General features: G+C 64.4%; 13 protein-coding genes. 7 read left to right on the forward strand and 6 right to left on the reverse strand.

Translation table 11 applies throughout. The annotated features are described in order from the left end of the window. Positions 1–257 precede the first annotated feature (257 nt). On the forward strand, positions 258–2,513 hold the full coding sequence (locus ACE3QM_RS21785) for a collagenase (protein WP_374424829.1): 2,256 nt from the start codon (positions 258–260) through the stop codon (positions 2,511–2,513). 111 nt (positions 2,514–2,624) lie between these two features. Here the strand turns inward: ACE3QM_RS21785 and ACE3QM_RS21790 are convergent, their stop codons facing one another. After that, positions 2,625–2,834 carry a hypothetical protein gene (locus tag ACE3QM_RS21790; protein WP_231460822.1) on the reverse strand — a complete coding sequence of 70 codons (210 nt, stop codon included), beginning with the start codon at positions 2,832–2,834 and terminating at the stop codon, positions 2,625–2,627. Here ACE3QM_RS21790 and ACE3QM_RS21795 point away from each other — a divergent pair. After that, positions 2,833–3,579 carry an AraC family transcriptional regulator gene (locus ACE3QM_RS21795; protein WP_048409345.1) on the forward strand — a complete coding sequence of 249 codons (747 nt, stop codon included), beginning with the start codon at positions 2,833–2,835 and terminating at the stop codon, positions 3,577–3,579. The genes ACE3QM_RS21790 and ACE3QM_RS21795 overlap by 2 nt on opposite strands. Here ACE3QM_RS21795 and ACE3QM_RS21800 read toward each other — a convergent pair. Then, on the reverse strand, positions 3,576–4,190 hold the full coding sequence (locus ACE3QM_RS21800; protein WP_048409344.1) for a TetR family transcriptional regulator: 615 nt from the start codon (positions 4,188–4,190) through the stop codon (positions 3,576–3,578). The genes ACE3QM_RS21795 and ACE3QM_RS21800 overlap by 4 nt on opposite strands. Positions 4,191–4,343: 153 nt before the next feature. On the opposite strand from ACE3QM_RS21800, the gene ACE3QM_RS21805 reads away from it, so the two are divergent. Together ACE3QM_RS21805 and ACE3QM_RS21810 are read left to right on the forward strand one after the other, a co-directional pair. After that, complete coding sequence (locus ACE3QM_RS21805) at positions 4,344–5,720, forward strand: MATE family efflux transporter (RefSeq protein WP_374424831.1); 1,377 nt, start codon at positions 4,344–4,346, stop codon at positions 5,718–5,720. Positions 5,721–5,984: 264 nt separating this feature from the next. Next, a complete protein-coding gene (locus tag ACE3QM_RS21810) occupies positions 5,985–7,064 on the forward strand; it encodes a calcium:proton antiporter (protein WP_374424832.1) in 1,080 nt (359 codons plus the stop codon). 216 nt (positions 7,065–7,280) lie between these two features. On the opposite strand, the gene ACE3QM_RS21815 is transcribed toward ACE3QM_RS21810, so the two are convergent. The 3 genes from ACE3QM_RS21815 to ACE3QM_RS21825 form a co-directional block, all read right to left on the reverse strand. Further along, on the reverse strand, positions 7,281–7,703 hold the full coding sequence (locus tag ACE3QM_RS21815) for a nuclear transport factor 2 family protein (protein ID WP_374424834.1): 423 nt from the start codon (positions 7,701–7,703) through the stop codon (positions 7,281–7,283). A gap of 39 nt (positions 7,704–7,742) precedes the next feature. Then, positions 7,743–8,447 (reverse strand): DsbA family protein, encoded by a 705-nt coding sequence (locus ACE3QM_RS21820; RefSeq protein WP_374424836.1) that lies wholly within the window; start codon positions 8,445–8,447, stop codon positions 7,743–7,745. A 182-nt stretch (positions 8,448–8,629) separates the two neighbouring features. Continuing rightward, a complete protein-coding gene (locus ACE3QM_RS21825; protein ID WP_231460816.1) occupies positions 8,630–9,511 on the reverse strand; it encodes an MBL fold metallo-hydrolase in 882 nt (293 codons plus the stop codon). 127 nt (positions 9,512–9,638) lie between these two features. On the opposite strand from ACE3QM_RS21825, the gene ACE3QM_RS21830 reads away from it, so the two are divergent. Both ACE3QM_RS21830 and ACE3QM_RS21835 read left to right on the forward strand, forming a co-directional pair. Next, positions 9,639–10,553: a LysR family transcriptional regulator gene (locus ACE3QM_RS21830; protein WP_374424838.1), complete on the forward strand. Its 915-nt coding sequence runs from the start codon at positions 9,639–9,641 to the stop codon at positions 10,551–10,553. Positions 10,554–11,913: 1,360 nt separating this feature from the next. After that, positions 11,914–12,363 carry a hypothetical protein gene (locus ACE3QM_RS21835; RefSeq protein WP_231460814.1) on the forward strand — a complete coding sequence of 150 codons (450 nt, stop codon included), beginning with the start codon at positions 11,914–11,916 and terminating at the stop codon, positions 12,361–12,363. A gap of 39 nt (positions 12,364–12,402) precedes the next feature. Here ACE3QM_RS21835 and ACE3QM_RS21840 read toward each other — a convergent pair whose 3' ends face one another. Beyond that, complete coding sequence (locus ACE3QM_RS21840; protein WP_374424840.1) at positions 12,403–13,308, reverse strand: LysR family transcriptional regulator; 906 nt, start codon at positions 13,306–13,308, stop codon at positions 12,403–12,405. 126 nt (positions 13,309–13,434) lie between these two features. On the opposite strand from ACE3QM_RS21840, the gene ACE3QM_RS21845 reads away from it, so the two are divergent. After that, a complete protein-coding gene (locus ACE3QM_RS21845) occupies positions 13,435–14,448 on the forward strand; it encodes a zinc-binding alcohol dehydrogenase family protein (protein ID WP_374424842.1) in 1,014 nt (337 codons plus the stop codon). Positions 14,449–14,649 lie beyond the last annotated feature (201 nt).

Here is a 14,649-nt window from a genome sequence, read left to right on the forward strand (position 1 = left end):
CTTCGAAGGCAGAGCCGTCAGATTTACAGTCTGATCCCTTTGACCGCTCGGGAACCCCTCCAGAGAGAGGCGCATAATATAGCTCCTCGGCGCCGGCGTCAATCCTCCGCGCGCCATCGCCTGTCCTGGCCACCGCCGCCGCGCCTGCGGATTTGGCAAATCTGCGCGCGCCGACGCGCAGCCTCGCCAAGAAATCCAGCCTTGCCATTGGCATGATCTCCGCCATCAGGGACTCGCCCTGACCACTGGAGACAACAATGCCCAAGCTCCCTCTCGCCGCGCTATGCCTGAGCCTCGCCGCCGCCTTGCTCGCGCAGCCGGCGCTGGCCGCGCCCAAAGCGCAGAAAGTGCCGCACCAGGCCCAGGCGCAAGCGCGCCCGAAACAGGCGCCGCCGCCGCGGCAATGGCAGCAACGTCCGCCAAGCGACGCGCAATCCCGCTACCGGCTGCCCGACGCCAAGACCGTGATCGGCAAGCCCAAAAGCAAATTGATTGCCCACGCCGCCACCGCCCAATGCCAGGACATGAAGGTCATGGCCGGCTACAGCGGCGCGGCGCTGGCCAACTACCTGGTGGGCCTGCCCGACTACACCTGCACCTACGGCCTGTTCTCGCTGGACAGCAAGCTGGCCGCCACCCTCTACAGCCCGGCCAACCTCAACGCCGTCGCCGGACGCTTCGCCCAGGAAGCAGCCGCCTACAACGCCGGCTCCATGGCCCTGGTCAACCTCACCCTCTATCTGCGCGCCGGCTACTACCTGGCCAGCGGCGGCACCCTGCCGGCGCTGGACGCCAATCTGCAAACCGTGCTGCGCCCCGGCATCAAGCGGCTGGCCGATGGCAGCGCGCTGTTCGCCGCCAACGCCCAGGCGCCCACCACCGCCGGCGAAGTGATGAAGCTGATCACCAATATGGCGGACGAGGCCTACTACCTGCCCAGCATGCGCGCCATCGTGCAGCGCTACACCAATGACGCCACCCAGCCCAACGCCGCCCAAGCGCTGCGCGAAACCACCGCCAGCCAGGGCTTCACCGGCGCGCTGACCGTGTTCTTCTACGCCCACGGCCGCGCCAACGCCGCGCCGCTGCTGCAGAACGACGGCAGCTATTCGGCGGCGCTGACCCGCTTCGCGCAAGCCAACAAGGCCGCCCTGCTCGGCACCGAGAGCGCCTTCCAGCTGGGCGACGCCACTCGCGAAGGGCTGCGCTTCATGCAATACCCGGCGCTGAAACCGGCGATCAAGCCGCAGGCGCAAGCCATCCTGGCCGCCAGCAGCATGAGCGGCAACGACAATGAACTGTGGCTGGCCGCCGCCGAAGCGGTGAAGTATTACGACGCCGCCAGCTGCGCCGACTACGGCACTTGCAACTTCGAAACCCGGCTCGCCGACGCCATCCTGGTCAACCGCTACACCTGCAGCGCCAGCATCCGCATCCGCGCCCAGGAAATGAGCCAGGAACAACTGCAAAACTCCTGCGCGCTGCTGCAAAAAGAAGAGTCCTACTTCCACCAGATGCTGCAAACCCGCAAACAGCCGGTGGCCAACGACAACAACACCTCGCTGGAAGTGGTGGTGTTCGACGATTACAACAACTACGCCAAGTACGCGTCGGTGATCTACGGCATCAGCACCGACAACGGCGGCATGTATCTGGAAGGCGATCCGGCCGCGGCCGGCAACCAGGCGCGCTTCATCGCCCACGAAGCCTCCTGGCTGCGCCCAACCTTCAAGATCTGGAACCTGGAGCACGAATACATCCACTACCTGGACGGCCGCTTCGACATGTACGGCGACTTCGGCGCCAGCACCCGCCAGCCCACGGTGTGGTGGATAGAAGGCCTGGCCGAATACCTGTCGCTGGGCAATGGCAACCAGCCGGCGATAGACGCCGCCCGCAGCGGCAACTACGCGCTGAGCCAGATCTTCGGCAACACCTACGACATGCCGGACTACGTGACCCGCGCCTATCGTTGGGGCTATATGGCCACCCGCTTCATGATGGAGCGCCACCGCGCCGATGTGGACGGTTTCCTCACCCGCTTCCGCAGCGGCGATTACAACGGCTACATGGACCAGATGCGCCTGATAGGCAAGCGCTACGACGCCGAGTTCGCCAGCTGGGCGCAAAGCGCCACCACCGCCGGCCAGCCGCCGCTGCCGTCCGAGCCCGGCCTGCCGCCGTGCAAGGAAACCTCGCCCAACTACCTGGGCAAAAACTGCGCCATCGGCGGCCTTTCCGCCTCCACCTCCGGCGCGGCCTACGCCGCCATCCTGCTGCCGGCCGGCGCGCGCAACCTCAAGCTGTGGACCAGCGGCGGCAGCGGCGACGTCGATCTCTACGTGGCGCTGGACCGCTACCCGACGCCGGCCAGCTACGACTACGCCTCGGCCGGCGCCGGCAACGAGGAAAGCGTCAGCATCGCCGCGCCGCAGACCGGCCGCTGGTACTACCTGACGCTGCAGGCGCGACAGGCGTTCGCCAATGTCAGCGTCAGCGCCAGCTACGATTAAGACCCGTTAACAAAACCCCTGATCCTGAGCTGCGCCTCCCTGTCGTGCCACGGGTACTGCCAGCGGCGGCGCGCCTTGGATCAGGTTCTCTGCTTGGTTTTGTTCGCGGTTCTAAACGTTCACCCGCAAGCGCCAGTCCTTGAACCGGCCCAACGCGCCCATGCCTTCCGCCGCGGCTCCCGTCGCGGCGGACTTGCAAAATGCATGAAAGTAATGCATTTTATTTTCAAGAAATGCCAATTGAATGACAGGAAGATTGATTAGATAGACAAACCCACCGCCGGCCCGCCGGCGCCGCTCAAGGACAAGCGCCGCGTCCATGCAGCTTCTTCATCCCTACATCGTCAGCGACCTCAACGCCATGCGCTCCATGGCGTCGCTGTTCGATCCGCTTCCCGATGTGGTCTTCTCGGTCAAGGACCTGCAATCCCGCTACCTGGCGTTGAGCGAGGGCTGCGTCGGCCGCTGCGCCTTGCGCAACAAATGGCAGGCGGAAGGCATGACCGCGCATGAGCTGTTTCCCAGCGCCATGGCCAACCGCTACCGCGATCAGGACCGGCAAGTGTTCGCCGAGTCCCAGCCCATGCGCAACCGGCTGGACCTCACCGTCTACCACGACCGCGCGCCCGGCTGGTGCCTGACCAACAAACAATCGCTGCACCACCCGGACGGGCGGCTGATGGGCTTGGTCTGCATCTCCAAGGACCTGACCGAGCTGACGCGGGAACGGCTGCTGGACGAGCGCTTCGCCGCCTGCGTCGATCACATCCAGACCCAATACCATCGCCCGCTGCGGCTGGAAGAACTGTGCGAATTGTCCGGCCTCAGCATCGGCCAGCTGGACCGGCGCATGAAGCGGGTATTCCAGGCCAGCGTCGGCGAATTCATCCGCCGCACCCGCATGGAAGCCGCCAGCCACGCCATCCAGCACAGCGGCCAGCCGCTGGCCGACATCGCCGCCAGCTGCGGCTTTTCCGACCAAAGCGCGCTGACCCGGCTATGCCGACAAATGCTGGGCCTCAGCCCGCGCCAGCTGCGGCTGCGCGCCTCGTCCCAACGGCGCTAGCCCGCGCGCCAGGCCGCCACCGTCGCCACGCTCAACCAGGCCGCGCGCAGAATGCGCTCGCAATCGGCGAACGGCGCCTTGCCGCCGTCCAGCATGCCGTACATGCCCTCGAACAAACGCACCAGGAATTCGGTGGCGATGCGCACATCGGTCTCAGGCGGCAGCTCGCCCTGGGCAATCGCGCGCCGCAGCTGGCGGCGCACATAATGCAGGGTGGCGCGGTCCATCAGCTCGCGGCGGCGCAGAATGCCGCGGTTCTCCCGGTTGCGCTCGCACTTGTGATACAGAAACTCCGTCACCCGCTGCGCCGGCCCCGGCTCGTGAAACTGGCGCAGATAATACATGCCCACCGCCACCAGGGTGTCGCCCGCCGACGCCTGCTCCGCCGGGAAACGCAGCGCGTCCAGTTCGAACACGCGGTCCACCATCGCCCGGCACACCTCCATCTTGTTGTCGTAATGGCCGTAGACCGCGCCGCGCGACACCCCGGCCTCGTCGGCGATCTGCGCCATGGTGGCGTTGGCCACCCCCTGCCGCAGAAACACCCGCTCCGCGCCGTCCAGGATCGCGTCCCGGGTCTTTTGCGATTCTTCCTTGGTTTTCCTGGCCATATCCGCCTCTGAACTTTTCCCCAGATGCTACCTCAAATGATTAATTAATCAACCGTGATTGATTAATTAAACGGACGACACTCGGCGCGCTCAAGGCAAGGCGCGCCGGCCTGGCGTCCCTCGATCTTTTGAAACTCTTCTTAGGCACTACCCATGTCACACACAACGACAAACCACCGCGATCTGGACACGTTGCCGGTGTCCAAACTGTTCTGGCAATACACCATTCCCTCCCTGGCCGGCATGCTGGCCACCGGCCTTTACGTGGTCATCGACGGCATCTTCGTCGGCCACTTCGTCGGCAGCCACGGCCTGGCGGCCATCTCGCTGGCCTATCCGCTGGTGATGCTGCAAGTGGGCCTGGGCGCCATGCTGAGCATGGGCGCGGCCACCCGCATCGCCATCCTGCAAGGCGGCGGCGACTATGCCGCCGCGCGCGGCACCCTGGTTTCCGCGCTGGCCTTGCTGGCCTTGATCAGCCTGGCCATCCCGCTGCTGGGCCTCACTTATCTGGACACCCTGCTGCAATGGCTGCAAGCCGACCAACAGCCCGCGGTGATGACCGAGGCGCGCAACTACCTGCAATGGATGCTGGGCGGCGCGCTGTTCACCATGGGCCAGATGGTGGCCACCTATCTGCTGCGCAACGACGGCCGCCCGCGGCTGGCCACGCTGTTGATGGTGGTGGGATCACTGCTCAACGTGGTGTTCAACTACCTGTTCGTCGGCGTGTTCAAGCTGGGCCTGGCCGGCTCGGCCCAGGCCACGCTGCTGTCCGAATCGGTGGTGATGCTGGCCGGACTCGGCTATTTCTTCACCCGTCACGCGCGGCTGCGCCTGCGGCTCTCGCATCTGCGGCTGGACTGGCGCTACTGCGGCCCCATCCTGGCGCTGGGCCTGTCCAGCCTGTTGATGGAATTCAACCTGGCGCTGCTGATGTTCGCCCACAACTTCCAGCTGCTGCGCTGGGGCACGGACCTGAGCGTGGCCGCCTACGCCACCGCCGGCTACAGCGAAGCGCTGTTCACCCTGGTGGTGCATGGACTGGCGGTGGGCCTGCAGCCGCTGCTCAGCCACTCCACCGGCGCGGGCCGGCCGGAGCGCACCCGCGAAGCGCTGCGCTATGGCCTGCGCGTGACCCTGCTGCTGGGCGTGACCGCGCTGGCGGTGGTGCAGCTGTTCCCCACCCTGATCGTGCGCATGTACAACAGCGAAGACCAGGCGCTGATCGCCGCCGGCAGCCACGCGCTGCGCCTGCACCTGCTGGCCATGCCCTTCGACGGGCTGGTGATCGTGGGCATTCTCGCGCTGCAGGCGATGGCGCTGACGCGGACGGCGCTGCTGCTGACCGTGGGCAAGACCCTGCTGCTGCTGCCGGCCTTGTGGCTGCTGCCGCTGTGGCTGGCGCTGGACGGCGTGTGGCTGGCGATGCCGCTGGTCAACTTCTTGCTGGGCACCGCCGCCGCGCTGGCCCTGTGGGGCGCGCTGCGCCGGCTGAAACGCGAAGCCGGCGCGCCAGCCGCGGCGTGATCCATACCGTTCTCGACACAATGGCCGGATTTCCGGCCATTTTTTTTAGGCATTGGCGAACCGGTTCCAATTGCCATTGTCTATATCCTTCGCGCGCTCGCTCGCGCCTCCTTGCTCTCGCATCCCGCGCCGGCTCCCGGCCGCCCCCACACCTTGTCTTGTTTCGAGGTCGCGGGATCGCGGGCCGATTCGTATAGTGATAACACCCGTCTGTTGGCAACCACGCCGCGGCTTGACTCCACCCCGTCAATAACAAGGAAAACAATGTCTCTGACCACCATTCCCCGCTGGACCGTCGCCGCCCCGCTTGTCGCCTGGGGCGCAATCCTGGCCTCGTCCTCATTTTCTTCCTCCGCCTGGTTCATCGCCCTGCTGGCGGTGCTGCTGGCCGGCACCGTCTTCGCCGCCGTCCACCACGCGGAAGTGGTGGCCCACAAAGTGGGCGAGCCTTATGGAACGCTGATCCTGGCGCTGGCGGTGACGGTGATTGAAGTGGCGCTGATCGTCTCCTTCATGCTGGCCGGCGGCGAAAGCAAGCTGGCGCTGGCGCGCGACACCATCTTTTCCGCCATCATGATCACCTGCAACGGCATCCTCGGCATCTGCCTGCTGCTGGGCGGCTTGCGCCATCGCGAACAAAACTTCCAGCTCAGCGGCGCCAAGGCGGCGCTGACCGTGCTGGCCGCCATCTCGGTGCTGGCGCTGGTGCTGCCCAACTACGGCACCAGCGAACCCGGCCCGCTGCTGTCCTCCTCGCAGCTGGCCTTCACCGGCGTGGTGTCGCTGGTGCTGTACGGCGCCTTCGTCTTCGTGCAGACCATACGCCACCGCGACTACTTCCTGGTGGAAGGCAGCCATAGCGAGGACGAACACGCGCCGCCGCCGTCCGCCAAAGTGACCATGATCAGCCTGGCGCTGCTGCTGGTCTGCCTGGTGGGCGTGGTCAGCCTGGCCAAGCTGCTGTCGCCGTCGATCGAAGGCTTCGTGGAAGCCGCCGGCGCGCCGGCCGCGGTGGTGGGCATCATCATCGCCGCGCTGGTGCTGCTGCCGGAAGGCCTGGCCGCCGCCAACGCCGCGCGCGCCGACCGGGTGCAGACCAGCCTCAACCTGGCGCTGGGTTCCGCCTTGGCCTCCATCGGCCTGACCATTCCCACCGTGGCGATGATCTTCGTGGCGATGGGAGAGCCGCTGATCCTGGGCCTGGAAAACAAGGAAACCATCTTCCTGGTGCTGACCCTGGTGGCCAGCTCGCTGTCCTTGTCGGTGGGCCGCACCACCATTCTGCAGGGCATCGTCCACCTGGTGATCTTCGCGTCCTTCGTGTTCTTCGCCATCAGCCCCTGAGTTTTCCCGGCGCAAAACAAAACCGCCACCCGTTGCCGGCTGGCGGTTTTTCATTGGCGGACCTGGTTCTCAGAACCGGTTCATGATCTCGCGAGCTAAGGCGAGACAAGGCGAAAACGGCTGAGAAAGCGGAGTGTACACACGGTACATGAGCATTTCGAAGCCGGTACTCACCGTGTGACGCTCCACGACGCGCAGCAGATCGTGAACCGGTTCTCAGGCCCGCATCGCTTCCAGCACCTTGGCGCTGTCCACGATCTGCACGAACTTGACGATCTTGCCGTCGCGCAGCGTGTAGATGTGGGCGAAAGAAGCGACGAAGCCCTTGCCGGTGGCGCGGTAAACGCCGTGATAGAAGCCCTGGGCGATCACGTGATCGCCGGCATCGTAGAAGCTGTCCACCGCCGCGCGGTAGCCTTCCCACTCGCGGCCCAGCCGCTCGTGCACGTTCTTGACGATGGATTCCGCGCCGACATAAGTGCCGGCGTAGGGGAAGCCGGCGGCTTCGGTCCATTCCGCGTCCGGCGCCAGCGCGGCCAAGAGATTGCGGCCATTGGCCTCGGAATCGCCTTCATAAGTGGCGCGGACAATGTCCACATTGCTCAGGAGGCCCTGGCCGGGGGTGTGATTAACGTTCATGGTGTTCCATCCAAAAATCGGTTTGCTCATGCCCTTCCTTCATTGCGGCAACACACAGCTGTCCGGCCCGCAGACCAAGGCCTCCGTCGCAGCCGGGGCCGCGCTAGACGCGGCCTGGCTCAGACGGGCGCGCCAGGCGTCCGGCCGGCCCAGATAGGCGCCCAGGTCCAACACCGTCAGCTGGCCGTTTTCCTCCAGCGCCAGCGTGGGGAAGCCCTGGCCGCCCACTTGCGCCAACAACCGGCGGCTGTCCTGGAAGTGAGCGTTGGTGGCCGCGCCTTCCAAACGATGGAAAGCCGCGGCGAACGCTGCCGCGTCCAGACCGATGTCGGCGGCCAACTCGGTCAACACCTCGGTTTCGGCAATGCGGCGGCCTTCGACGAAATGGGCGCGCTGAATGCGGTGCAACAGCGCCAGGCCCTGGCCGGCCAGTTCCTCCGCCGCCAGCATCGCGGTGGTGGGCGGCGCGGAATCCATCACCGCGCCATGATCCTTGAGCAGGCCATCGAAATAAGCGGCGCCAAACGGCTGGCCGGACACTTCGGCGATGCGGCGGTCGTGCGGCAGCACGAACTGCCGCCACTCCGGGCTGACCTGGCGGCGGTTAGCCCCCACCATCATGCCGCCACCGTGAAATTCCACCGCCAAGCCCGGCACGGCGCGCGCAATCTCCAGCAAGGGCGCGGCGCCGTAGCACCAGCCGCACAGCGGATCAAAAATATAGTGCAAAGTCGCAGCGGACATAGCGGTTTCCTTTCTTGCGCCGCCCGCGACGCGGGCGGCCATACATTCAAATCATCAGACGTAGCAAGCATCAAGGGCGGCAAACGAATCCTGAGCCAAGGCGCGCCGACGCCGGCAGCACATGGAGTACGGCAAGTCGGCCCCGCGCGGCATCAGGACTTTCGCTGGCTGCCCTCAGAGCCTTATTGCGGCCACTTCATCTCGCCCTTCAACACCTTGGCGCTCAGCTCCAGATCGGACACGCCGTCCAGCTTCGGATAACGCTGCTTCATCGCCGTCACCAGCTCGGCCGAATTCTTGGCCTTGGGCAGTTCCGCTTCCAGCGTCTTCAGGTAGTCGCTGGTGAACTTCACCGAAGCCAGGGTATGCGGCGCGTTGTTCAGGAAATGGCCAGGCACCACGACCTTGGGCTTCAGCGCTTGCAGGTTCTTCAAGGACTTCTGCCAGTCGGCGCGGTCTTTCGGGGTTTGGGTGTCCGCGGTCCAGACATGCATATTGCCGTAGGTCAGCACGCCGCCCATCGCGGTCTTGATCGACGGCGCCCAGATATAAGTGCGGTCCGGGGTCGGGCCTTTCAGACCCATGACCTGCAGCTTCTGGCCATCCACTTTCAGGGTGTCGCCCTGGATGGGTTCCGGCACGATCACGGTCTTGGGTGCGTTATCCTTCAGGATCGGGCCCCAGTAAGCCATCTTGCCGTCCTTGCTGGCCTTGATCGCTTCAATGGTGGCGGCGGTGGCCAGCACCTTGACGTCCGGGAAAGCGGCCTTGATCACGTCCAGGCCAAAGTAGAAGTCCGGGTCCGGATGGGAGATGAACACCGTGGTCAGCTTCTTGCCGCTGGCCTTGACCTTGGCCACCAGGGCTTCGGCGTCGTTGCGCTGGAACTGAGCGTCGATCAGCACGGCCTCGCTCTTGCCGGTGACCAGCTCCGAGGACACCGGGAACAGGCTCTTGGCGCCGGGGTTGTAAACGTCGACTTTCAAAGCCTCGGCTTGGGCGAAGGTGGCGGACAACAACAGGGCGCCTGCTACAAAGCTGCCGGAGATGCGGTGTTGAATCATGATGGTTTCCATTTGAGTGTTTGGGATCGGTCGGCTTGGTAGCAAGCCTGATGTGAATCATAGATTGCTATTTTCGAATCAAAAACCGGATAATAAGCAATGGTTAGTTGCATAAATCGAGCAAATCATGGATAGGATCACCGCGGCGCAAGTGTTTGTGACCATCACCGAGCGCGGTAGCCTGGTCGCGGCGGCGGACACACTGGACATGTCGCGGGCGATGGTGACCCGTTACCTGGCGGAAATGGAAGAATGGGCCGGCACCCGGCTACTGCATCGCACCACGCGGCGGCTGAGCCTGACCCCGGCCGGCGAGGAAACGCTGGCGCGTTGCCGGCAGATGCTGGAAATCGCCGGGCAGATGCCGGCGGCCAACAGCGCCGACCCCGGCCAGCCGCAGGGCCTGCTGCGCATCAGCTGCGCGCAATCGCTGGCGCAGGACGCGCTGGCGGCGGCGATGACCGAGTTTCTGCGCCGCTACCCGCAAACCGCCATCGATCTGCAGATCAGCAACCGCGCGGTCAATCTGGTGGAAGAAAGAATCGACCTGGCCATCCGCATCACCAATGCGCTGGACCCCAATCTGATCGCGCGGCCGCTGGCCAGCTGCGCGTCGGTGATCTGCGCCGCCCCCGCCTACCTGGCCGCCCACGGCGCGCCCAAGCGGCTGGAGGATTTGTCGCTGCACAACTGTCTGACCTATTCCTATTTCGGCAAGAGCTTGTGGCGCTTTCAGCGTCACGGCGAGCAGTTGGCGGTGCCGGTCAGCGGCAATCTGAGCGCCAATGAATCCATGGTGTTGTTGTCCGCCACCGCGGCCGGCGCGGGCATCGCCTTGCAGCCCTTGTATTCCGCCGCGCCGCTGATCGCCAGCGGTCAGTTGGTGGCTTTGTTGCCGGAGTATCAGCCGCAGGAGTTGGGCATTTACGGTATTTACGCTTCGCGTCGGCAGATGCCGGCCACCTTGCGGGCGATGCTGGATTTTCTGGTGGAGCGGTTCGCCAGTGATCCGGCCTGGCAGGCGCGTACCGCTGGCGGCTGAGTGGAGGACTGTGAACGCTTAGCTGAGCCGAATATGGCAGGTGCAGCGTTTTTTAATGATTAATCTGTTGAATCCGCTACGCGGATATTGATTTAGGGCCGGTTCCGCCCGGCGAACGGGGAGGGGGCGGACCGCCGCCCCCTTCCAGCCCCCCTCGTCCCCCAGGACGCGAAACCCCGAAGAAAAAGAGGTCTGCAAGGCGCGGCTGAACTCGCGATTTGCTAGCGTCAAATCGCTCAAACAAAGCAGCCGCTTAAAACCTTGCAGACCCCTTTTTCTCCGGCGCGCCCCGAGGGGACACTTGGGCGCTACACGAGGTGGTCTATTTTTTTGGAAAAGAAGAGTGGTTTAGCGGAGTGAGTTATCTTGTGGATAACTTGACTCCATTGCCATTGCCTGTGGATAAGCCCTGTTTACCAAAAGAAACCACGTATGTGGCGTGCCCCAAGTACCTGCAAGCCTAACCTGTGGCTGCCCGCTCGGCTCCATCTCAAACCCGAGGTGCGGCTGAACTATCTACGTGCGAATCTTTGATTCGCTCAGTGATGACGCGCTAACGTCGCGCTACTCGAACAGGCACGAGCGAAGCGAAGTTTCTGCGTAGCTAAAGCCTCAGGCTTATCACCCGACGGCAGGCCTAAAAGGACTAGGGGCTCATCGCAAACATGGTTTCTTCTTGGCTCTTTGGAGATATCCACAGATCGGGTGAAATTGGCTAGTTACCCCCAAAAGGGAGCCACTTAGCCAAGTCATTGATCTTTTTTAAGAGAACAGACCACCTCGTGTAGCGACCAGGTGCCCCCTCGGGGCGCGCCGGAGAAAAAGAGGTCTGCAAGGTTTTAAGCGGCTGCTTTGTTTGAGCGATTTGACGCTAGCAAATCGCGAGTTCAGCCGCGCCTTGCAGACCTCTTTTTCTTCGGGGTTTCGCGTCCTGGGGGACGAGGGGGGCTGGAAGGGGGCGGCGGCCCGCCCCCTCCCCGTTCGCCGGGCGGAACCGGCCCTAAATCAATATCCGCGCAGCGGATTCAAAACCAGATCACTCAACAAGTAAGTCACGCTCAAGCAAAGCAACCACCCCACCTTGACCCCAAGCGTCCCCTCAGGAACAATCCCCACGTTGCCGCCAAAACAAGCGGCACACGGGATTGGCGTCCCGTCGCTAGCATTACCCCCAGGCCTACGCAGCGTGCTGCGTGGGCTGCTTTGCCATGGCAGTGCCATTCGGCAGGTGCGTGGGAGGAGAGTGCCATGCACTCGCCGGTTTAATGCTAGCCCGGTACGCCAATCCGCTCACGCGCCTGCCAATACCTCAGCCTCACCCGGCAGGTGGTTTATCTTGTGTCACAGCAGGAGAAACACCATGCAACACGCTCAAACCTTCCCCCCTCGTCGTCGCTACAAACTGAACACCCTGGAACAACAGGAAACCCTACTTCCCTTCGTCCACCTCTGCCCCGGCCGCACCTATGCGCATTACTGGCACATGCCCGCCCCCAGCAAGCATGCGCCCACCGACCACGCCTACGGCCGCGAATGCGCGGCCCACCTGCTGCAATGGCTGAAGGACAACCGCGCATACGTCGGCAAAGGCCTGCTCAGCCGCGTCGCGCGCGACATCGACTTTGACGACCGCGATGGCCGCGGTCAGTGGATGGGATTCTTCAACTATCTGGAAATCATGATGCTGCTGGGCGCCGACCGGGTCCGGGTCTATCGCCATGTGGATAGCCAACACCAGCTTTACCTGGCACAGGAACAGCGCTTCAGCCTGGAGGCGCGTTTCCGCCGCATCCGCTTGCGCAATAGCTAGCACACCGGGTTCGCCGCGCCGTGGGGGCAGCGCCTTCCCTCACGGCGCCGCCAGATAATCCTGCAGACACGCCTGCAAATACTCCCGCAAGGCCACCACCGCCGGCGACAACATCAGCCGATGCGGCGTCACCAGATACAGCGGCGTCGCCTCGGTCTGCCAATCCTCCAACAGCGACAGCAAACGGCCGGCGCGCAGATCATCCAACACGTCCAAACGCGATTTATAGGCGATGCCCAGCCCGTCCAGCGCCCAGCGCCGCACCACCTCGCCATCGTCGCTCTGGCGGCGGCCGTTCACCGTCACCTGCTCGCGCAGCGGGCCCTGGCTGAAACTCCAGCGCTCATGCAAGGCCGCGCCCAATACCAGCCGCAGGCATTGATGGCGGCGCAGTTCCTGCGGCGATGTCGGCCGGCCGTGACGCGCCAGATAGTCCGGCGATGCGCACAACACCCGCCGGTTGTCCGGCGCCAGCGGCAGCGCCACCAGGCTGGAGTCTTCCGGCACGCCGTAGCGCAGGGCCACGTCCACCGGCTGCCGGTACAAGTCCGCCACCCGGTCGCTGATCCGCAATTGCAGGCTCAGGCCGGCGTGTCGCTCCAGGAAAGCGTCCAGCCAGCCGCGCAGCCGGCTGCGGCCCAGATCCGACGGCATCGACAACGACAATTCGCCACTCAGCGCCTGCCGTTGCTGCGCCAGGGCCTGGCCGCCGGCCTGCAAGGCCTCCAGCGCGGCGCGCGCATGAACCAGATAACGCTCCCCGGCCAGGGTCAGCCGCAGGCTGCGGGTGGAGCGCGCCAGCAATTGCGCGCCCAGCGTCTGCTCCAGCCGCTTCAGCGCCGCGCTGGCCACCGCCGGGCTCAGATCCAGCTGCCGCGCGGCGGCGGACAGGCTGCCGTTGTCGGCGGCGTGGATGAAGACTTGCACATCCTCGATTCTGACCATGATTCTCAAAATATTTTTGAAACTGAATCGAATTCTAGCTGGCTTTTCGCTACAGCGAACAGGAATAGCATGGGCACCATCAAAACCGGGCCCTATCAGCCCGCCACCCTAATGGAGCCTGCCAAGATGAAAGCCATCGCCTATTACCAGAACCTGCCGATCGAGCACCCGGAGTCCTTGCTGGATGTGCAATTGCCCGAGCCCGCCATCGGCGAGCATGACCTGCTGGTGGAGGTCAAAGCCATTTCGGTGAACCCGGTGGACACCAAGGTGCGCGCCGGCGCGGCGCCGGAAGCCGGCCAGGCCAAGGTGCTGGGCTGGGACGCCGCCGGCGTGGTGCGCGCGGTGGGCGGCAAGGTCAGCCTGTTCCAGCCCGGCGACAAGGTGTGGTACGCCGGCGCGCTGCACCGCCCCGGCGCCAATAGCGAATTGCACGCGGTGGACGAGCGCATCGTCGGCCGCATGCCGCACAGCCTGGATTTCGAGCAGGCCGCCGCCCTGCCGCTGACCGCCATCACCGCCTGGGAGCTGCTGTTCGACCGGCTGCGGGTGCTGGACAACCATGCGCCCAGCGGCCAGAGCCTGCTGGTGGTGGGCGCGGCCGGCGGCGTCGGTTCCATCCTGGTGCAGCTGGCGCGCCAGTTGACCGGCCTGACCGTGATCGGCACCGCCTCGCGGCCGGAAACCCAGGCCTGGGTCAAGGAGCTGGGCGCTCATCATGTGATCGACCACCGCCTCCCGCTGAGCGAGGAGCTCAAGCGCATCGGCTACCCCAGCGTCGATTACGTGGCCAGCCTGAATCAGACCGAAGCCCACTTCAAGCAGATCGCCGCCGCCATCGCGCCGCAGGGCAAGCTGGCGCTGATCGATGACCCGGCGGCCCTGGACGTGCGCGAGCTGAAGCGCAAGAGCGTGTCGCTGCACTGGGAGTTCATGTACACCCGTTCCTTGTTCGGCACCGATGATCAGATCGAGCAGCACCGCCTGCTGAACCGACTGGCCGAGCTGGTGGACGCCGGCCTGGTGCGCAGCACGGTGGCGGAGCGCTTCGGCCGCATCGACGCCGCCAATCTGAAACGCGCCCACGCCTTGCTGGAGAGCAACCGCGCCAAGGGCAAGATCGTGCTCTCGGGTTTCTAAGAACCTGTTTACGATCTGCTACGCGTCGGCGGAATAGTTAGACAAGGGCGTTGAAAACCGCTTCGAAATGCTCATGTACCAACCGTACATACCGCTTTCTCAGCCGCAACGCCTTGTCTCGCCTTAGCTCGCGAGATTGTAAACACCTTCTTAGAACCTGTTTACGATCTTTTTGTAAGCGATAATGGGCTAGTGAAGAGA

The organism is Chromobacterium sp. (assembly GCF_041912965.1).
Taxonomy (GTDB): Bacteria; Pseudomonadota; Gammaproteobacteria; order Burkholderiales; family Chromobacteriaceae; genus Chromobacterium; species Chromobacterium aquaticum.